The organism is Streptomyces sp. NPDC048506 (assembly GCF_040651315.1).
In the GTDB taxonomy this organism is placed as follows: Bacteria; Actinomycetota; Actinomycetes; order Streptomycetales; family Streptomycetaceae; genus Streptomyces.
This window is the reverse complement of the sequence record NZ_JBEZIX010000004.1, coordinates 172,548-190,334: the sequence shown is the minus strand read 5'-3', so window position 1 is coordinate 190,334 and position 17,787 is coordinate 172,548. Positions and strand designations below refer to the sequence as shown.

Annotated in this window: 17 protein-coding genes; 10 read left to right on the top strand and 7 right to left on the bottom strand. The window is 72.4% G+C overall.

Annotated features, from left to right (window positions below):
- Positions 1 to 92 precede the first annotated feature (92 nt).
- The 5 genes from AB0C96_RS04745 to AB0C96_RS04725 all read left to right on the top strand — a co-directional run bounded on the left by AB0C96_RS04745 (position 93) and on the right by AB0C96_RS04725 (position 4,882).
- Complete coding sequence (locus AB0C96_RS04745; protein ID WP_362913657.1) at positions 93 to 557, top strand: ribonuclease domain-containing protein; 465 nt, start codon at positions 93 to 95, stop codon at positions 555 to 557.
- A complete protein-coding gene (locus AB0C96_RS04740) occupies positions 554 to 997 on the top strand; it encodes a barstar family protein (RefSeq protein ID WP_362913655.1) in 444 nt (147 codons plus the stop codon). Before AB0C96_RS04745 ends, AB0C96_RS04740 begins: the two co-directional genes overlap by 4 nt.
- Before the next feature lie 122 nt (positions 998 to 1,119).
- Positions 1,120 to 2,583, top strand: a complete 1,464-nt coding sequence (locus tag AB0C96_RS04735; RefSeq protein WP_362913653.1) for a GuaB1 family IMP dehydrogenase-related protein — start codon at positions 1,120 to 1,122, stop codon at positions 2,581 to 2,583.
- 441 nt (positions 2,584 to 3,024) lie between these two features.
- Positions 3,025 to 4,416 (top strand): amino acid permease, encoded by a 1,392-nt coding sequence (locus AB0C96_RS04730; RefSeq protein WP_362913758.1) that lies wholly within the window; start codon positions 3,025 to 3,027, stop codon positions 4,414 to 4,416.
- Between the two features lie 10 nt (positions 4,417 to 4,426).
- Positions 4,427 to 4,882 carry an Lrp/AsnC family transcriptional regulator gene (locus tag AB0C96_RS04725; RefSeq protein ID WP_362913651.1) on the top strand — a complete coding sequence of 152 codons (456 nt, stop codon included), beginning with the start codon at positions 4,427 to 4,429 and terminating at the stop codon, positions 4,880 to 4,882.
- Positions 4,883 to 4,929: 47 nt separating this feature from the next.
- On the opposite strand, the gene AB0C96_RS04720 is transcribed toward AB0C96_RS04725, so the two are convergent.
- Positions 4,930 to 6,372, bottom strand: a complete 1,443-nt coding sequence (locus tag AB0C96_RS04720) for an MFS transporter (RefSeq protein WP_362913649.1) — start codon at positions 6,370 to 6,372, stop codon at positions 4,930 to 4,932.
- A 54-nt stretch (positions 6,373 to 6,426) separates the two neighbouring features.
- On the opposite strand from AB0C96_RS04720, the gene AB0C96_RS04715 reads away from it, so the two are divergent.
- The 3 genes from AB0C96_RS04715 to AB0C96_RS04705 all read left to right on the top strand — a co-directional run bounded on the left by AB0C96_RS04715 (position 6,427) and on the right by AB0C96_RS04705 (position 10,213).
- Positions 6,427 to 7,365 (top strand): LysR family transcriptional regulator, encoded by a 939-nt coding sequence (locus AB0C96_RS04715; protein WP_362913647.1) that lies wholly within the window; start codon positions 6,427 to 6,429, stop codon positions 7,363 to 7,365.
- Between the two features lie 265 nt (positions 7,366 to 7,630).
- Entirely contained in the window at positions 7,631 to 8,428 is a 798-nt protein-coding gene (locus tag AB0C96_RS04710; RefSeq protein WP_362913645.1) for a carbon-nitrogen hydrolase family protein, read from the top strand.
- 78 nt (positions 8,429 to 8,506) lie between these two features.
- On the top strand, positions 8,507 to 10,213 hold the full coding sequence (locus AB0C96_RS04705) for an NAD(P)/FAD-dependent oxidoreductase (RefSeq protein WP_362913643.1): 1,707 nt from the start codon (positions 8,507 to 8,509) through the stop codon (positions 10,211 to 10,213).
- 30 nt (positions 10,214 to 10,243) lie between these two features.
- Here AB0C96_RS04705 and AB0C96_RS04700 read toward each other — a convergent pair whose 3' ends face one another.
- Together AB0C96_RS04700 and AB0C96_RS04695 are read right to left on the bottom strand one after the other, a co-directional pair.
- Positions 10,244 to 11,173 carry an LLM class F420-dependent oxidoreductase gene (locus AB0C96_RS04700; protein WP_362913641.1) on the bottom strand — a complete coding sequence of 310 codons (930 nt, stop codon included), beginning with the start codon at positions 11,171 to 11,173 and terminating at the stop codon, positions 10,244 to 10,246.
- A 102-nt stretch (positions 11,174 to 11,275) separates the two neighbouring features.
- Positions 11,276 to 11,932: a DUF5995 family protein gene (locus tag AB0C96_RS04695; protein WP_362913756.1), complete on the bottom strand. Its 657-nt coding sequence runs from the start codon at positions 11,930 to 11,932 to the stop codon at positions 11,276 to 11,278.
- A 261-nt stretch (positions 11,933 to 12,193) separates the two neighbouring features.
- Between AB0C96_RS04695 and AB0C96_RS04690 the strand changes: the two genes are divergently transcribed.
- Positions 12,194 to 12,649, top strand: a complete 456-nt coding sequence (locus tag AB0C96_RS04690) for a phospholipase (RefSeq protein WP_362913640.1) — start codon at positions 12,194 to 12,196, stop codon at positions 12,647 to 12,649.
- A gap of 44 nt (positions 12,650 to 12,693) precedes the next feature.
- Here the strand turns inward: AB0C96_RS04690 and AB0C96_RS04685 are convergent, their stop codons facing one another.
- Positions 12,694 to 14,067 carry a solute carrier family 23 protein gene (locus AB0C96_RS04685; protein ID WP_362913638.1) on the bottom strand — a complete coding sequence of 458 codons (1,374 nt, stop codon included), beginning with the start codon at positions 14,065 to 14,067 and terminating at the stop codon, positions 12,694 to 12,696.
- A 230-nt stretch (positions 14,068 to 14,297) separates the two neighbouring features.
- On the opposite strand from AB0C96_RS04685, the gene AB0C96_RS04680 reads away from it, so the two are divergent.
- Positions 14,298 to 14,795: an acyl-CoA thioesterase gene (locus AB0C96_RS04680; RefSeq protein ID WP_362913636.1), complete on the top strand. Its 498-nt coding sequence runs from the start codon at positions 14,298 to 14,300 to the stop codon at positions 14,793 to 14,795.
- Positions 14,796 to 14,997: 202 nt separating this feature from the next.
- Here the strand turns inward: AB0C96_RS04680 and AB0C96_RS04675 are convergent, their stop codons facing one another.
- The 3 genes from AB0C96_RS04675 to AB0C96_RS04665 form a co-directional block, all read right to left on the bottom strand.
- Positions 14,998 to 15,810, bottom strand: coding sequence for a class I SAM-dependent methyltransferase (locus tag AB0C96_RS04675; protein WP_362913754.1), 813 nt, complete (start codon positions 15,808 to 15,810; stop codon positions 14,998 to 15,000).
- 260 nt (positions 15,811 to 16,070) lie between these two features.
- Positions 16,071 to 16,496, bottom strand: a complete 426-nt coding sequence (locus AB0C96_RS04670; protein ID WP_362913634.1) for a hypothetical protein — start codon at positions 16,494 to 16,496, stop codon at positions 16,071 to 16,073.
- A complete protein-coding gene (locus AB0C96_RS04665; RefSeq protein WP_362913632.1) occupies positions 16,493 to 17,734 on the bottom strand; it encodes an MFS transporter in 1,242 nt (413 codons plus the stop codon). Before AB0C96_RS04665 ends, AB0C96_RS04670 begins: the two co-directional genes overlap by 4 nt.
- Between the last annotated feature and the right edge of the window lie 53 nt (positions 17,735 to 17,787).

Genomic DNA, 17,787 nt, shown 5'->3' with positions numbered 1-17,787 from the left:
GAACGTGACACCGGGTGGCCGGCGGGCGGCCGGCCACCCCTGAGGCGCTCACCGGCGGGCAGCCGGGGCGGGCCTGTGACAGCATCGGCGCCATGGTGATCCGCTCCGCCGCACGGCGTGCCGCCGTCGTCCTCGCCGCGCTGCTCGCCGGGCTGCTGTTCGTCCTGACCGGATGTGCCACCGGCGGTGCGGCCGAGGGGAGTTCGCCCCGGCCGCCGCGGGCCGCCTCCGACGTCACCGCCGCACCGGGCACCTCCGGCGTACCGGAGTGGGCGCACGGCCTGCCGGTCGTCACCGTCGGCCGGCTGCCCTCCCAGGCCCGGGACACGCTGCGGCTCATCGACGCCGGCGGGCCCTTCCCGTACCGGCAGGACGGGACCGTCTTCGGCAACCGCGAGGGCCTGTTGCCCCGTCAGGCGCGCGGCTACTACCACGAGTACACGGTCCCCACACCCGGCTCACCGGACCGCGGCGCCCGCCGCCTCGTCACCGGCGAGAGCCACGAGACCTACTACACCGATGACCACTACCGATCCTTCCAGGCGGTGTTGCGATGACCGAGTCCGTGCCCCGGCCGCTTGCGGCGGTACTGGAGGGGAGCACCCCGCCGGGGGTGTTGACCTGGCCCGCCGACCGGCCGGTGGCGGATGCGCTGGCGGCCGCGCGGGACGCCGGCTGGAGCGGTGCGGCCCTGGAGCTGGCCGGGACGGTCGACAAGGCCGCGTTCATGGACCGGTGCGCACGGTCGCTGCGGCTGCCGGACTGGTTCGGCCGCAACTGGGACGCGCTCGCCGACTGCCTCACCGACCTGTCCTGGTGCCCCGCCGACCGCGGCCGGCTGCTGGTCGTCACGGGCTGGCAGGACTACGCGGCCGCCGCGCCGGACGACTGGAGCGTCGTCGAATCCGTCCTGGCCGACGCGGTGGGGTTCTGGCGCGACACCGACACCGGACTGGCGGTGATCATGGCCAGGGGACGCGGCCGGCGGCGCGGCTGACCGCCGGACCAGGGACGACCCGCGGATGCGGGCCGGCGGGCCGCCTTGGCGGATCGCACACACGGCCCCGAACGGGCTCGGACAATCGTATGAGCCCTGGTCAGGGCCCGTATCCTGGCCTTATGCGATTCCTGAATCCGAAGAACGGCGCGCTCGAAGAGAGTTCTTCGGTGCCCTACGACCTGACCTACGACGATGTGTTCATGGTGCCCGGCCGCTCCGCTGTGGGCTCCCGCCAGGGCGTGGACCTCTCCTCGCCCGACGGGTCCGGAACCACCATCCCGCTCGTGGTTGCCAACATGACGGCGATCGCCGGCCGCCGGATGGCCGAGACCGTCGCCCGCCGTGGTGGCCTGGTCGTCATCCCGCAGGACATTCCGATCGACGTCGTCACCGACGTCGTGACCTGGGTCAAGCGCCGTCATCTGGTACTGGACACGCCGATCGTGCTCTCCCCGGTCGCGACGGTCGCCGACGCGCTGGCGCTGCTGCCCAAGCGGGCGCACGGCGCGGGCATCATCGTCGAGGGCGGCCGCCCGATCGGCGTCGTCACCGAGCACGACCTGGCCGGGGTGGACCGCTTCACCCAGGTCTCCGAGGTCATGTCCAAGGACCTGCTGGTCCTGGACGCGGACATCGACCCGCGCGAGGCCTTCAACCGCCTCGACGCCGCCAACCGCAAGCTCGCGCCCGCGGTCGACGAGAACGGCATGCTGGTCGGCATCCTCACCCGCAAGGGCGCCCTGCGCGCCACCCTGTACACCCCCGCCACGGACGCCGACGGCAAGCTGCGGATCGCCGCCGCCGTCGGCATCAACGGCGATGTGGCCGGCAAGGCCCAGGCGCTGCTGGACGCCGGCGTGGACACCCTCGTCATCGACACCGCGCACGGCCACCAGGAGTCGATGATCGAGGCGATCAGGAAGGTGCGGGCGCTGGACCCGCAGGTGCCGATCGTCGCCGGCAACATCGTCGCCGCCGAGGGCGTCCGCGACCTGATCGAGGCCGGCGCGGACATCATCAAGGTCGGTGTCGGACCGGGCGCGATGTGCACCACCCGCATGATGACCGGTGTCGGCCGGCCGCAGTTCTCCGCGGTGCTGGAGTGCGCCGCCGAGGCCAGGAAGTACGGCAAGCACGTCTGGGCCGACGGCGGGGTGCGCCACCCCCGCGACGTCGCCATGGCGCTGGCCGCCGGTGCCTCCAACGTCATGATCGGCTCCTGGTTCGCCGGGACGCTGGAGTCGCCCGGCGACCTCCAGCACACCGCCGACGGCCGCCCGTACAAGGAGAGCTTCGGCATGGCCTCGGCCCGTGCGGTGCAGCGCCGGACGAGCGAGGAGTCGTCCTACGACCGGGCCCGCAAGGCGCTCTTCGAGGAGGGCATCTCCACCTCGCGGATGTTCATCGATCAGGCGCGCCCCGGCGTCGAGGACCTGATCGACTCGATCATCGCCGGCGTCCGCAGCTCCTGCACGTACGCGGGCGCGGCCTCCCTGGAGGAGTTCGCCGAGAAGGCCGTCGTCGGCGTGCAGAGCGCCGCCGGCTACGCAGAGGGCAAGCCGCTGCACGACAGCTGGAACTGACGCCCGACACCCCCGGCACCAGCCGCTCACCGGCCCCGCACCGACTCGGTGCGGGGCCGGTCGCGTCGCGGGACCCGCGCCGTGTCCACCCTGTGGACACTCCGCCGGGGGGCCGTGCGACCGGTGCCCGAAACACAACGAACCTCCGCTCTCGGCACCTGTGCGCAACGATCGGCCACGGTTGCGCAAGGAACCTGCATTACGGCAGCTCAGCGGCGCCCCGTAAGGTCATCCGCGAGTACGTGGAGTGGCGGCGACCGCCTGCTCGGCGGTCATCGGCGCAGGGTGCTTCGGCATGCCCGCGTACGGATCGTCGTCGGTCGCCGTCACCCGACCGGCAGCGATTAAGGAGCCACCCCAGTGTTGGAGCACGGCGCAGCCCCGCCCGCAGGGGACACCGCCACCAGTCCGCCCGTCCCCGGAGCCCTCGGCACCCGGTTGATGCGGCGCAAGCCGGTGGAGCGGCTGGTCGCCGAGGGCGGGCAGGGCCAAGGGGGCTCGCTCCGCCGCTCGATGGGCGTCTGGCAGCTGACGATGATCAGCATCGGTGCCACCCTCGGCACCGGGATCTTCGTCGTGCTCGGCACGGCCGTCCCGCAGGCCGGTCCCGCGGTGGTCCTCGCCTTCGTACTCGCCGGCATCACCGCCCTGTTCTCGGCGCTGTCCTACGCGGAGCTGGCCGGCAGCATCCCGGTCTCCGGCTCCTCGTACTCCTACGCCTACGCCACCCTCGGCGAGCTGATCGCCTGGGTCTGCGGCTGGTGCCTGATCCTGGAGTACGGCGTCTCGGTCGCGGCCGTCGCGGTGGGCTGGGGCCAGTACCTCAACGAGCTGCTCGACGGCGTCTTCGGCTTCACCATCCCCGACGCGCTGGCCGCACCGCCCGGTGACGGCGGCTACTTCAACCTGCCGGCGCTGCTGGTGGTGCTGCTGGCGATGGCGTTCCTGCTGGGCGGGGCCAAGGAGAGCGCCCGGGCCAACACCATCATGGTGGTCGTCAAGATCGTCGCGCTGCTGCTGTTCTGCGGCGTCGCCGTGCAGGGCGTGCGGTCCGGCAACTACGCCAACTTCATGCCGATGGGCATGGCCGGCGTCAGCGCCGCGGGCGCCACCCTGTTCTTCTCGTACATCGGCTTCGACGCGGCCTCCACCGCCGGCGAGGAGGCCAAGAACCCGCAGCGCGACCTGCCGCGCGCGATCATGCTGTCGCTGGTGATCGTCACCGCGCTGTACTGCCTGGTCGCCGCGATCGCGGTGGGCGCGATGCCGTGGCAGAAGTTCCAGGGCTCGGAGGCCGCACTGGCCGGCATCATGAAGTCCGTGTCCGGCCACGACTACTGGGCCGTGCTGCTCGCCCTCGGTGCGGTGATCGCCATCGCCAGCGTCGTGCTGACCGTGCTCTACGGCCAGACTCGCATCCTCTTCGCGATGTCCCGGGACGGCCTGGTGCCGAAGGCGTTCTCCACGGTGCACGCCAAGACCGGAGTGCCGCGCGTCAACACCGTCATCGTCTCGCTGTTCTGCGGCGTGCTGGCCGCGGCGGTGCCGCTGGGCGAGCTGGCGGACGCCACCAGCATCGGCACCCTCTTCGCCTTCGCGCTGGTCAACGTGGCCGTGATCGTGCTGCGCCGGACGCGTCCCGAGATGCCGCGGACCTTCCGTACACCGCTCTCGCCGCTCTTCCCGGCGATCGGCTTCCTGCTGTGCGTCGGCATGATGCTCAGGCTGGGGGCGGTGACCTGGGTGGTCTTCGGTGTCTGGTTGGTCGTGGGCCTTGTGATCTACTTCGGTTACGGCATGCGCCGCTCCCGATTGGCCACACCAGAGAAGTGATCCACCCGCAGTGCGACTGAACGATCTCGACGAACGCATCGTCCACGCCCTCGCCGAGGACGCCCGCCGCAGCTACGCCGACATCGGCCAGGAGGTCGGGCTGTCCGCCCCCGCCGTCAAGCGCCGGGTGGACCGGCTGCGGGCCGACGGCGCCATCACCGGTTTCACCGTACGGGTGGACCCGGCGGCGCTCGGCTGGGAGACCGAGGGGTACATCGAGATCTACTGCCGACGGAACACCTCGCCCGAGGCGATCCACCGCGGCCTGTCGCGCTACCCGGAAGTGGCGTCCGCCTCCACCGTCACCGGTGAGGCGGACGCCCTCGTCCAGGTCTTCGCCTCCGACATGCGGCACTTCGAGCGGGTGCTGGAACGGATCGCGGGCGAACCGTTCGTCGAGCGGACCAAGTCCGTGCTGGTGCTGTCGCCGCTGCTGCGGCGCTACAGCTCGGGCGCGCCGGGCTAGCCCGCCGTCCGCGGCCCTGACCGGCTCTCCCGCACGCGCGCTGGAGGTCACCCCCCGGTGCTCCCGGACCGCGCGCCGGTGCGCAGGCCGGTGACCACGGCGACGCCGAGGACGAGCACCACGCCCGCCGCGATCCGGTAGCCCAGCGCCGCGGCAGCGGTGAAGGCGTCGGCCACCCCGGCGCCGTGTCCGGTGCCCGACGTGAAGCGCACGGACAGCACGGTGCCGACCACGGCGATCCCCAGCGCCGCACCCAACTCCCGTGCCGCGCCCTGGAGTCCGGAGCCCATCCCCGCGCGGCCGGCCGGCACGGACGCCACGATCGCATGCGACAGGCACGGCATCGCCAGCCCCGCACCGACCGACATCGTCAGCAGGAACACCACGTAGCGGACGTACGGGGTGCCGGCGTCGGCGGTGGACAGCAGCAGCAGACCGGCCGCGATCAGCACCAGCCCCGCACCGACCGTCCGGGCCTCACCGACCCTCTGGGCCCAGCGCAGCCCGTACCGCGTCACCGCCATCATCCCGAAGGCCAGCGGCACGATCGCAAAGCCGGTCTGGAGCGGCGAGTAGCCCTTCACGTACTGGAGGAACTGGGCGTTGACGTAGAAGAGCGCGAACATCCCGAAGAACGTCACGGCGATGCCGAGGGCGCCGGCGCGCAGGTGCGGCAGCCGGAAGAGCCGCGGGTCGAGCACCGGGTGCGCGGCCCGCAGCCCGTGCCGCACGAACACCGCGAGGACCACCAGGGCCAGCGCGAAGGCGCCGGTCACCGCGGCGGAGGTCCAGCCCAGGCCCGGCCCCTCGATGATGCCGAAGAGCAGCGCCGCCGCCCCCAGCACCAGCAGCGCAGAACCGGGCAGGTCGAGCGCCGCGGTCTGCCGCGGCACCCGCGGTGCGGCCGACGCGACCCAGAGCAGCAGGGCCAGCCCGAGCGGCACATACGCCCAGAACAGCCCCTGCCAGGGCAGGTACTGGAGGACCAGCGCACCGCCCGCGTTGCCCGCCATCCCCCCGATGCCGAGCGCCGTGCTCCAGGCGGCGACGGCGCCGGCCCTGCGGTCCGGTGGCGTGGCGTGCAGCAGGACGGACATCGTGGCCGGGACCAGCAGTGCGGCGCCGGCACCGGAGAGGGCGCGGCCCGCCAGCAGCGTCACCAGGGTCGGCGCCAGCGCGCTCAGCAGCGCGCCGGCCGCGAAGACGCCCAGCCCGGTCAGCAGGACGCCCTTGCGGCCGAACCGGTCGCCGAGCGCACCGGCCGGGACCAGCAGCCCCGCGAAGACCAGCACATAGGTGTCGACGATCCACAGCAGCTGGGCGGCGGACGGGTGCAGCCCACTCGCGGCGATCTTGGGTATCGCGAGGTTCATCGCGGCCACCAGCGACTGGGCGACCAGCACGCAGGCGCACATCGCGACGGTCACCGAGCGGCGCCGGGCGCGCGGGCCGGCGGTCGGGGCGGCGGAAGGAGCAACGGTCGAGGTCATGGCCGGGACGCTAGAGTCCGGGTGGAATAACCTCAACTGCAAGGTGTGCACTCCATGATTGCGCGAAACGCAAACATCGATCTCAACCTGCTGACGGCGCTGGACGCCCTGCTCGAAGAGGAGAGCGTGACCGCGGCCGCCGACCGGCTCGGCCTCTCCGGCCCGGCCATGAGCCGCGCCCTCGGACGGATCCGCCGGACGATCGGCGACCCCGTCCTGGTGCGCGCCGGCCGCCATATGGTGCCCACCCCGCGGGCCCGGGAGATCCGGGCCGAGGTCCGCCGGCTGGTGGAGGCGGCGCACGGAGTACTGGCCCCCTCCGCGCCCGCCGACCCGGCCCGGCTCGCCCGGGTCTTCACGCTCAGTACCAACGACCTCTTCGTCACCGCCGTCGGCCCCCGGCTGATCGCCCTCGCCGCCGCGGAGGCACCGCAGGTCGTGCTGCGCTTCCTCGGCGAGAGCCACGTCGACCTGCCGCTGCTCCGCGAGGGCGCCGCCGACCTGGAGCTGGGCGTCATCGACAGCCGTGAGCCGGAGATCCGCACCGAGCGGCTGTTCGTCGACCGCGGTGTGGTGGTGGTCCGCGAGGGCCACCCGCTGACCGGCGCGAAGCTCACCCCGCGCCGCTACGCCGACGCCCCGCACGTCAACTTCAGCCGCCGCGGCCGGCTGACCGGCCCCATCGACGCCGCGCTCGCCGAGCTGGGGCTGCGCCGCAAGGTCATCACCACCGTGCCGACCTACACCGCCGCGCTGCTGATGGTCCGCGACAGCGATGCGGTCGGCCTGGCGAGCGAGGTGACCGCGGCGTCGACGATCCGCAGCCTCGGCCTGCGCACCCTGCCGATGCCGTTCGACCTGCCCCCGATGACCATGGAGATGGCCTGGCACCCACGTCAGGAGGCCGACGCCGGGCATCTGTGGCTGCGCGGGCTGGTGCGGCGGGTCGTCACGGAGATGGTCGGTGCCGCACCCGCCACGGCAGGCCCGTGACGTCGCCGCTCTCCAGGGGCCCGAAGGGCGCCGACGCCCCGCACGGCGCCAGGTCCGCGGTCCCGCCACGGGCCCACCCCGCCCCGGCCGGATCCGGCACCCGGCCCCCGACCTGCGCGAACCTCGGACGCAACGAATCGCCGGGGAGTCGCTTGAACGCGCAATGAATCGTCCATCTGCACGCAACGGTGGTGCCTTGTCCGGAATCGTCGGTGCCCCGTACCGTCAATGCGTCCCGCCCACACCCGTTCCGCCGAGGGGTCCCATGACGTCGCTGCACACCGCCCTGCTCCAGAGTTCGGGACGGCCCGGCGACGTCGCGCACAACCTCAAGGTGCTCGACGACGCGGCCCGCACGGCGGCCGCGCACGGCGCCGGACTGCTGGTCGCGCCCGAGATGTTCCTCACCGGCTACGCCATCGGCGACGACGTCCCGAAGCTGGCCGAGCCCGCCGACGGCGACTCCGCCGACGCCGTCGCCGAGATCGCCGGGCGGCACGGCCTCGCCGTCGCCTACGGCTTCCCCGAGCGCGACGGAGCGACCGTCTACAACGCGGCCCAGCTCATCGCCCCCGACGGGCAGCGCCTGGCCACCTACCGCAAGACGCACCTCTTCGGCTGCTTCGAGCGCGAGTGGTTCACCCCGGGCGAGACGCCGGTCGTCCAGGCCGAGCTGGGCGGCGTCCGGATCGGCCTGATGATCTGCTACGACGTGGAGTTCCCCGAGAACGTCCGCGCGCACGCCCTGGCCGGCACCGACCTGCTGCTGGTGCCCACCGCGCAGATGCACCCCTTCCAGTTCGTCGCCGAGTCCCTGGTGCCGGTCCGCGCCTTCGAGAACCAGATGTACGTCGCGTACGTCAACCGCACCGGCCCGGAAGGGGAGTTCGAGTTCGTCGGGCTCTCCACGCTGGCCGGACCCGACGGGGTCGCCCGGGCCCGTGCCGGCCGCGGCGAGGAGCTGGTGTTCGCCGACGTCGACCCGGAGTTCCTCGCCGCCTCGCGCGAGCACAACCCGTACCTGCGCGACCGCCGCCCCGGCCTGTACGCGTCCCTCGTCTGACCGGCCCCGGCCGCTCCGTCCCCGCCTCTCGCCTCCCCCTCGCCTCACCCCTGCTTCACCTGCAAGGAGTCCGTCCCCATGACGTCCACGGTGCCGCCCGCCGTCCCGCACACCGATGCCCAGCCGCCGATCACCATGTTCGGTCCGGACTTCCCCTACGCCTACGACGACTTCCTGGCCCACCCGGCGGGCCTCGGTCAGATACCGGCGACCGAGCACGGCACCGAGGTGGCGATCGTCGGTGGCGGCCTCTCCGGCATCGTCACGGCGTACGAGCTGATGAAGATGGGCCTCAAGCCCGTCGTCTACGAGGCCGACCAGATCGGCGGCCGACTGCGCACCGTCGGCTTCGAGGGCTGCTCCTCCCACGGCGGCGCCGACGAACTCAACTGCGAGCTGGGCGCGATGCGCTTCCCGCCGTCCTCGACGGCGCTCCAGCACTACATCGACCTGGTCGGCCTTGCGACCACGCCGTTCCCCAACCCGCTCGCCGAGGCCACCCCGTCCACGGTCGTCGACCTCAAGGGCGAGTCGCACTACGCCGAGACCCTGGACGACCTGCCCGCGGTCTACCGCCAGGTCGCCGAGGCGTGGAACGCCTGCCTGGAGGAGGGTGCCGACTTCTCCGACATGAACCAGGCCATGCGCGAACGTGACGTCCCGCGCATCCGCGAGATCTGGGCGAAGCTCGTCGAGAAGCTCGACAACCAGACCTTCTACGGCTTCCTCTGCGACTCCACGGCCTTCACGTCCTTCCGGCACCGCGAGATCTTCGGCCAGGTCGGCTTCGGCACCGGCGGCTGGGACACCGACTTCCCCAACTCCATCCTGGAGATCCTGCGGGTCGTCTACACCGAGGCCGACGACCACCACCGCGGCATCGTCGGCGGCTCCCAGCAGCTGCCGCTGCGCCTGTGGGAGCGCGAGCCGCAGAAGATCGTGCACTGGGCGCCGGGCACCTCGCTGTCGACGCTGCACGACGGCGCGCCGCGCCCGGCCGTGACCCGCCTGCACCGCACCGCCGGCAACCGCATCACCGTCACCGACGCCTCCGGCGACATCCGCTCCTTCAAGGCGGTGGTCTTCACCGCCCAGTCCTGGATGCTGCTGTCCAAGATCGCCTGTGACGACGAGCTGTTCCCGATCGACCACTGGACGGCGATCGAGCGCACCCACTACATGGAGTCCAGCAAGCTCTTCGTGCCCGTCGACCGGCCGTTCTGGCTGGACAAGGACGAGGACACGGGGCGCGACGTGATGAGCATGACGCTCACCGACCGGATGACCCGCGGTACGTACCTGCTGGACAACGGGCCGGACAAGCCCGCCGTCATCTGCCTCTCGTACACCTGGTGCGACGACAGCCTGAAGTGGCTGCCGCTGGACGCGAACGAGCGGATGGAGGTCATGCTGAAGTCGCTCGGCGAGATCTACCCGAAGGTCGACATCCGCAAGCACATCATCGGCAACCCGGTCACCGTGTCCTGGGAGAACGAGCCCTACTTCATGGGCGCGTTCAAGGCCAACCTGCCCGGCCACTACCGCTACCAGCGGCGGCTGTTCACCCACTTCATGCAGGACCGGCTCCCCGAGGACAAGCGCGGCATCTTCCTCGCCGGCGACGACATCTCCTGGACCGCCGGCTGGGCCGAGGGCGCCATCCAGACCGCGCTCAACGCCGTGTGGGGCGTGATGCACCAGCTGGGCGGCGCCACCGACCCGACCAACCCGGGCCCCGGTGACGTCTACGACGAGATCGCACCGGTCGAACTGCCCGAGGACTGACCGGGTACGACGGGCTCCAGGGCGGCCGGCTCAGACCCCGGCCGCCCGCGCCGCCGCGTACACCTCCGCCGCGAGGTCGGTCAGCTCCGCGGCGTCCCGCGCCCGACCCTGGAGGTCGATGAGGATCTCCGCCACGCCCACCGCGGCGTGCGCGACCAGGTCCTCGACGATCTGCGCGACGCTGCCCTGGAAGGGGCGGCGGTCCGCGCCCCGGTACGGTTGGCGGGTGTGGTGGGTGTTGACCCGCAGCACGCTCTGCACCGGCTGTGTGCGCCCCCGTTCGGCGGCCAGCTCCTGCACCTGGGCCCACTGCCGGGCGAGCTGCGCGGCGCCCGTCCCGACCGGCATCCAGCCGTCCGCCCGGTCGACCAGCCGGCGCCGGGCCCGCGGGCTGGTGGCGGGCAGCAGGATCGGGATCGGGCGCTTCGGCTTGGGGCCGACGACGGACGGGGCGATGGTCGTCAGCGACCCCTGGTACGCCACCGGGTCCGGGCCCCACACCGCCCGGCAGACGTCGATCACCTCGTCCAGGACCCTGCCGCGCCGCGCGAACGGGGCGACGGCGGCGGCCGCGTACTCGTCCAGCGACCAGCCGGTGCCCAGCCCCGCCACCACCCGGCCGCCACTCGCCGCGTCCAGCGAGGCGAGGCCGCGGGCCAGTTGGAAGGGCACGTGCAGCGGGGCCACCAGGACGCTGGTGCCCAGCCGGGCGCGTTCGGTGACCGCCGCGGCCAGCGCCAGCGTCACCAGGGGGTCGGCGACCGAGCGGTACTGATCGGGCCAGGGCAGGCCCGGAATCCCGTACAGCCCCTGGGTGGCGGGCTGCGGGAACAGGATCCGCTCGAAGACCCAGAGGCTGTCGTAGCCGGTCCGCTCGGCGGCCCGGGCCACGTCGGGCACGTCCCGGCCGATGTCGTACTGCCGCATCTGCGGAAGGCCCAGACCGAGTCGGATGGCCATGCGCCGCGCTCCTTCGTCTCAGGTGTCCCTCGACCAACGTACCCGCGGGGTAAGGAAGTTCACCGGTGAAACGTCGATGCGGCGGGCGGCGCGGCGGCCGGGTCACCCGGGCAGCGGCGTCAGCAGCATCCGTCCCACCAGGCCCACCCCGGCGTCCAGCCGCTCGGTGAACTCCTCCGTCACCTCGGGCAGCCGGCGCACGCTCCACAGGGCCCGGGCCGCCACCCAGGCGCCGTCCCTGGCCTTGTCCAGGGACCAGGACCCGATCAGATGCGTCAGCGGGTCGGCGATGTCGAGCACGTCGGGGCCGGGCATCAGCCGTTCGCGGATCCGCTCCTCCAGGCTGGTCAGCACCCCGCCCACCCGGTCGAAGTCGGTCTCCAGCGCATCCGGTTCGCACTCCAGCGCCCGGCAGGTGTCCAGCACCGCCAGCGCCAGGTCATGGCCGATATGGGCGTTGATCCCGGCCAGCGCGAACTGGAGCGGACGTACTCCGGGGTGGCGGCGCAGCTGGAACAGCGGCCGCCAACAGGCCGGCGGGCGGAGCCCCGCCGCCGCGGCGTCCACCGCGTCGAAGTAGCGCCGCGCGAAGCGGACGTCCAGCTCGCCGGCGGCCCGGGCGTCCTCGAAGGCGCCGTCCCCGATGCGCCGCGCCACCGCCTCCGTGACGGTCAGGTAGACGCCGTTGAAGACGGCCACCCCGTCCTCGGCGGGCAGCGCCGCGTCCAGCGCCCGCATCCGCGCCAGCACCTCCGCCACCCGCGGAGCGGTCGCGCCGTCCCCAGGCCCGTGGTCGCCACCGCATTCCTGAGTCGTCGTCATCCGCCCAGCGTGACAGCCGGATTACGAATATCTGTGTTTGCCGGGCGGCGTTGACCGGAACGGGGTAATAATCGGCGCGCCCTCTTGTGACGCGTCGACGCGCCGCGAAGAGGGCGTAACGACCTTTGAGAACCCCATATTTTCGGCGTCCCAGGAAGCACCGCGGTGAACGCGGTGCAGAATTCCGGAGGTTGGCGTATGTCCCGAAGACCTGCTGCCGCACTCACCGCCCTGCTCCTGGCCTTAGCGGCGCTGCTCGGCGCCGCCGCCCCGGCATCGGCGGTTCCCGCCGACAAGCCCCGGATACTGGCGAGTTGGACGCAGACGAGTGCGGCCGGCTATCGCAGCTGGGCGGCCGCCCGCGACCACCGCTCGAAGTGGTCCGCCTACCACTTCGACTGGAACACGGATTACTGCTCGAAGTCGCCCGACAAACCCCTTGGCTTTCCCTTCCGGATCTCCTGTGCGCGGCATGACTTCGGCTACCGGAACTACAAGAAAGCGGGCACCTTCGCCGCCAACAAAGCGCGGCTGGACAGCGCCCTGTACGCGGACCTGAAGCGGGTCTGCGCCCGCTACTCGGGCCACAGGAAGACCTCCTGCAACGCCCTGGCATGGACCTATTACCAGGCCGTCAAGAAGTACGGCCACTGACGCGGCGGACCCGGGGGCCCTTCGTCGGACGACGGGCCCACGGCCTACGCCTCGTCGTACGACGAGGTGCCCTCGTCCAGCAGCGGCGGCTGCGCCTTCAGATGCGCGGGGGCCAGGGCGCGCAGCGCGTGGTAGCCGGTGAGCACCACGATCGTGCCCAGCGCGATCCCGCCCAGCTCGAAGTTGTCGCTGATGTGCAGGCTGACCCCGCCGACGCCGATGATGATGCCGGCGGCGACCGGTACGAGGTTCAGCGGATTGCGCAGGTCCACCTTGTTGTGCACCCAGATCTGGGCGCCGAGCAGGCCGATCATGCCGTAGAGGATGACGGTGATGCCGCCCAGCACCCCGCCGGGGATCGCGGCCACCACCGCGCCGAACTTCGGGCACAGGCCGAAGAGCAGGGCGAAGCCGGCCGCGGCCCAGTAGGCAGCGGTGGAGTAGACCCGGGTCGCCGCCATCACGCCGATGTTCTCGGAGTAGGTGGTGTTGGGCGGGCCGCCGAGCGCGGTGGAGAGCACCGAGGCCGCGCCGTCCGCGGAGATCGCGGTGCCGAGCTCGTCGTCCAGCGGGTCGCCGGTCATCTCGCCGACCGCCTTGACGTGCCCGGCGTTCTCCGCGACCAGCGCGATCACGACGGGCAGCGCGACCAGGATCGCCGACGTCTGGAAGCTCGGCCCGTGGATGTGCGGCAGGCCGATCCAGTCGGCCTGGCCGACCGCGGAGAGGTCCAGCCGCCAGTGGTCGGTGACCTTCCCCGCGCCGTTGACGGAGTGGATCATTCCGAAGACCCGGTCGAAGACCCAGGAGACGGCGTAACCGAAGACCAGCCCCAGGAAGATCGCGATGCGCGACCAGAAGCCGCGCAGGCACACCACGGCGCCGCCGGTGAACAACATGGTCAGCAGCGCCACCCACTGGTCCTGCGGCCAGTACGTGCTCGCCGTCACCGGCGCCAGGTTGAAGCCGATCAGCATCACCACCGCGCCGGTGACCACCGGGGGCATCACGGCGTGGATGATCCGCGCCCCGAACCACCGCACGGCCAGGCCGACCAGGAACAGCACGACACCGACGACCAGCACCGCGCCGGTGACCGTCGCACTGGTGCCGCCCTGCGCCCGGATCACCGCGGCGACCCCGACGAACGACAGCGAACAGCCCAGGTACGAGGGCACCCGGCCGCGGGTCGCCAGCAGGAAGATGACCGTCGCGACACCGGACATCATGATCGCGAGGTTGGGGTCGAGGCCCATCAGGACCGGAGCGACGAAGCTCGCCCCGAACATCGCGACCACGTGCTGCGCGCCCAGCCCGACCGTCCGCGGCCAGGACAGCCGCTCATCCGGTCTGACGACGGCACCGGGGGCCGGGTTGCGCCCGTCGCCATGCACGGTCCAGCGGACGCCGAGGCCCATGACTGCTCCACTTCTCCAGGACGGTGGTGACCGTCCACACGGGATGACCGGGCAATGTTAGAGCGGCGTAAGGCCGATTCGTCCCGGTGTGCCACGACCCGGGAGGGCTATGGCGTCGGTCACTTGGTCGTTGCGCCGACGGCGGCGCCCGGCCCGACGAGCAGAGCGTTCTAAGCGCCCGCTTACGATTGCTCCGGCAAGCGCACCCAGCAACCCAGGAGCAGCACCCCGTGAGCGTCGAAACCCTGCCGGCCGCCGATCCCGCCCCGTTCGGCCAACTGGTCCCCGTCACCGTCCACTTCGACGACCTCGACGCGCTCGGCATGCTCCACAACTCCCGCTACCCGCTGCTGGCCGAGCGCGCCTGGGCGGAATACTGGCACGGCCGGGGCTTCGGCTTCGACGGCGACTGGGCCGCCGCGGGCGACATGTGCAACGTCATCAAGGAGATGCGGATCTCCTACGAGCGTCCGATCACCCGCCCCGGCCACTACGCCGCCCACCTGTGGGTCGAGCGCCTCGGCCGCACCGGTCTGACCTACGGCTTCCGGCTCTGCTCGGCCGACGGCGCGCAGACCTACGCCCGCGGCCACCGGGTCCTCGTCCGGGTCGACTCCGACACGCTGCGCCCCACCCCGTGGTCGGACCGGGCCCGCACGACAGCCGCCGAACTGCTCCGGCCGGCGCCGGACGAGGCGGCCGCGGGCCCGGCAGTGGGCGGTGATTGAGCCGCCGCTGCCTATGGTCGAGCGTCGTTCCCCTCCTGATCGGCGAGGGAGATGAGTTCCCACGGCGGGCTGTCGCCCATGTCTGCCCCTTCGTCGGCGAGTAGGAGGCGTTCAGTGCCCGCACGACCGGCCGGCCGCGCATGAACCTGGCTCCACTCATCAGGTCCCTTGGAATCGATCATCCAGGGAACCGGGAGGCGCTCTACCGGCGGACCGCCGAGATCAGTCCGCCGGACCGCTCCTCGCGCTGCGGCGGGGTGCTGATCGGGCGGCCGTAGGCGGCAGCGCGCTCGCGCAGCGTGTGGCTGTCGGCCTCCCAGCCGTGGCCGGCCAGCCAGCCCACCGGGTCGTCGGGCATCTCCGAGACCCACAGGGACGCCGCCGATCCCGGCGCGGCGTCCGCGCCGAAGCGCTCGATCACGCCGCGCGAGCCCAACGTCAGCCCCATCCGACTGCCTGCCGCCGACAGCGCGCTGATCCGGGCCAGCAGCAGCTCCACCGCGTCCTCGGGCAGATAGATCAGCAGTCCTTCGGCAATCCACACGGTCGGCACGGCCGGGTCGTGCCCTGCGGCGGCCAGCGCGCCTGGCCAGTCCTCACGCAGATCCACCGCGACGGTGATCCGCTCGCAGCGTGCGACGGCCCGCTCCTGGCGCAGCACCGAAGCCTTGAAGTCCAGTGGTGCGGCGGTGTCGACCTCGAACAGCCGGGTGCCCTCGGGCCAGTCGATCCGGAAGGCCCGGCTGTCCATGCCGGCGCCGAGCAGCACGACCTGCCGGACCCCGGACGCGGAGGCCTGCTGCAACAGGTCGTCGAGGAACTTCGTCCTGATGACGATGGAGTACGACACGGCCAGTCGGCGGCGTCGCGCGGCCTCGTCATCGGGCGGCGGCGAGGAGGGCCACAGGCCGCCGGCGGTGGCGAAGGCCTGTGCCAGTGGGTCGCGGAACAGCGCGTTCTCCCGCTCGGTCTCCAGCGCCCGCACCCTGGCCACCCCCACCGCCGTGGCCCACACTCCCGACGGCCGCACCCGCTCCTGATCATCAGTCACCGCGCCAGCCTAACTGGTCGATTCCTAGGGGGGCCTGATGAGTGGAGCCACGTTCATACGCGGCCAGCCGGTCCTGCGCGCACTGACCGCCTACGACCACCAAACCCCTTGGAATCGATCATCTGGATCCGTCACACCATCGATCAGGTCGGCTCAACGAGTCGTCCACCAGCTCGTCACCGGTCCCAGATCAGAAACCCCTGACAGCCGTTACGGGACAGCCGTCAGTAGCCGGTGCGGCGGAGCACCTCGCGCACCGCCATCGCGCCGGCCTCCTCGAACCCCCGCTCGTGGGAGTCGACTTCGTGCCAGCGGGCCTCGACGACCGTGCACCAGGCTGCCGCCCGCAGACCCGCGGGCAGGGCGTCGAGGGCGCCGCGCACGCCGCGTTCCCATGCCCGCGCATACGCGTCGGGCAGCCACTCCCGCGGATACCCCGCGGGTGCCCGGAGGTCCCGGTTGCGTTGCCGGTCGCGCACCGGCCAGTCGAAGACGACCGGTGCGAACTCGTCGTCCGGCAGCGGCTCGACGTCCAGCCGGACGATCGCGAACGGGCCGCCGCACGAGGTCTGGCGGACGTGGTGGATGCGCACGTCCCGCACCGCACGGGGCGGGAAGCGGCAGCCGCCCGCGTGGTCCGCCGCGGTCATGACCGCTCCAGGTCGTCGGCCACCGTGCGGGCGCCGCCGGACGCCGTACGCCCCGGGGCCCGCAGCACCCGCGCGCCGCCGACGAGTCCGAGGGCCAGCACCGTGACCAAGGCGAACGAGCCGGTCAACGAGGTCGCCTGGGCGATCCCGCCGATTGCGGACGGGGCGATCAGGCCCGAGGTGTAGACGATCGTGGCCACGCCGGCGATCGCCTGGCTGGGCGCCGGGCCGCTGCGGCCGGCGGCCGCGAACGCCAACGGGACCACGACCGCGATGCCCAGGCCCATCAGGCCGAAGCCGACCATCGCCGTCGCCGGCTGGTGTGCGGTGACGATCAGCAGTCCGCCGGCCGTCGCCAGCGCGCCCCCGGCCCGTACCGTGCGCACCACGCCGAAGCGGGCCACCACCCTGTCGCCGGCCAGCCGGGCGCCGGCCATCGTGCAGGCGAAGGCGGTGGTCGAGGCGGCCGCCAGGCCGGCGTCGGTGCCCAGTTGGTCGCGGAGGTAGACCGCCGACCAGTCCAGGCCGGCGCCCTCGGCGAACACGGCGCAGAAGCCCACGGCGCCGATGGCCAGCGCGGACCTCGGCGGGAGCGCGAAGCGTGGCGGCGGGTGCTCGTCGGGCGCGCTGCGCAGGTCCAGGACGCCCTGGCAGGCGAGCACACCGAGCACGGTCAACACCAGCGCGGCGCCGGCCAGATGGAGCCGGGCGTCCCACCCCGCGTGGGCGGCGACGGTGCCCACCCCGGAGCCGAGCAGTGCGCCCGCGCTCCACATGCCGTGCAGCCCCGACATGATGGGCCGGCCGAGCCGGTCCTCGGTCTCCACGCCCAGCGCGTTCATCGCCACGTCCGCCGTGCCGGAGGCCGCCCCGTACGCCAGCAGCGCCGGGCAGAGCGCGTACAGGGTGGGGGAGAGGGCGGGCAGGACCAGCGAGAGGGTCCACAGGGCAAGCAGTCCGCGCAGCGCGGTGCGGGCGCCGAAGCGATGGCTGATCCGGCCGGCCAGCGGCATCGCCAGCGACGCGCCGATCGCCGGGAAGGCCAGCGCGAGCCCCAGCTGGCCGGGCGGGATGCCGGTGTGGTCCTGGATCCAGGGGATGCGGGTGGCGAAGTTGCCGGTGACCGAGCCGTGGAGGAGGAAGACCAGGGCGATCGCCCAGCGGGCACGGCGCAGCGCGGTGGGGCGGGGCGGGGTGACGAAGGGGGTGACGTCGTCCGGGACGCCGGTGCCGGCCATGGGCGGTAAATTATCAGGAAGCCTGCCTGATAATAAGAGTCCCGGTCCGAGCC

Bases quoted from the DNA above. Each gene is read 5' to 3' on its own strand.
- AB0C96_RS04745 (WP_362913657.1), top strand. From the start codon at position 93: ATGGTGATCCGCTCCGCCGCACGGCGTGCCGCCGTCGTCCTCGCCGCG.
- AB0C96_RS04740 (WP_362913655.1), top strand. From the start codon at position 554: ATGACCGAGTCCGTGCCCCGGCCGCTTGCGGCGGTACTGGAGGGGAGC.
- AB0C96_RS04735 (WP_362913653.1), top strand. From the start codon at position 1,120: ATGCGATTCCTGAATCCGAAGAACGGCGCGCTCGAAGAGAGTTCTTCG.
- AB0C96_RS04730 (WP_362913758.1), top strand. From the start codon at position 3,025: ATGCGGCGCAAGCCGGTGGAGCGGCTGGTCGCCGAGGGCGGGCAGGGC.
- AB0C96_RS04720 (WP_362913649.1), bottom strand. From the start codon at position 6,372: ATGACCTCGACCGTTGCTCCTTCCGCCGCCCCGACCGCCGGCCCGCGC.
- AB0C96_RS04715 (WP_362913647.1), top strand. From the start codon at position 6,427: ATGATTGCGCGAAACGCAAACATCGATCTCAACCTGCTGACGGCGCTG.
- AB0C96_RS04710 (WP_362913645.1), top strand. From the start codon at position 7,631: ATGACGTCGCTGCACACCGCCCTGCTCCAGAGTTCGGGACGGCCCGGC.
- AB0C96_RS04705 (WP_362913643.1), top strand. From the start codon at position 8,507: ATGACGTCCACGGTGCCGCCCGCCGTCCCGCACACCGATGCCCAGCCG.
- AB0C96_RS04700 (WP_362913641.1), bottom strand. From the start codon at position 11,173: ATGGCCATCCGACTCGGTCTGGGCCTTCCGCAGATGCGGCAGTACGAC.
- AB0C96_RS04690 (WP_362913640.1), top strand. From the start codon at position 12,194: ATGTCCCGAAGACCTGCTGCCGCACTCACCGCCCTGCTCCTGGCCTTA.
- AB0C96_RS04685 (WP_362913638.1), bottom strand. From the start codon at position 14,067: ATGGGCCTCGGCGTCCGCTGGACCGTGCATGGCGACGGGCGCAACCCG.
- AB0C96_RS04670 (WP_362913634.1), bottom strand. From the start codon at position 16,496: ATGACCGCGGCGGACCACGCGGGCGGCTGCCGCTTCCCGCCCCGTGCG.
- AB0C96_RS04665 (WP_362913632.1), bottom strand. From the start codon at position 17,734: ATGGCCGGCACCGGCGTCCCGGACGACGTCACCCCCTTCGTCACCCCG.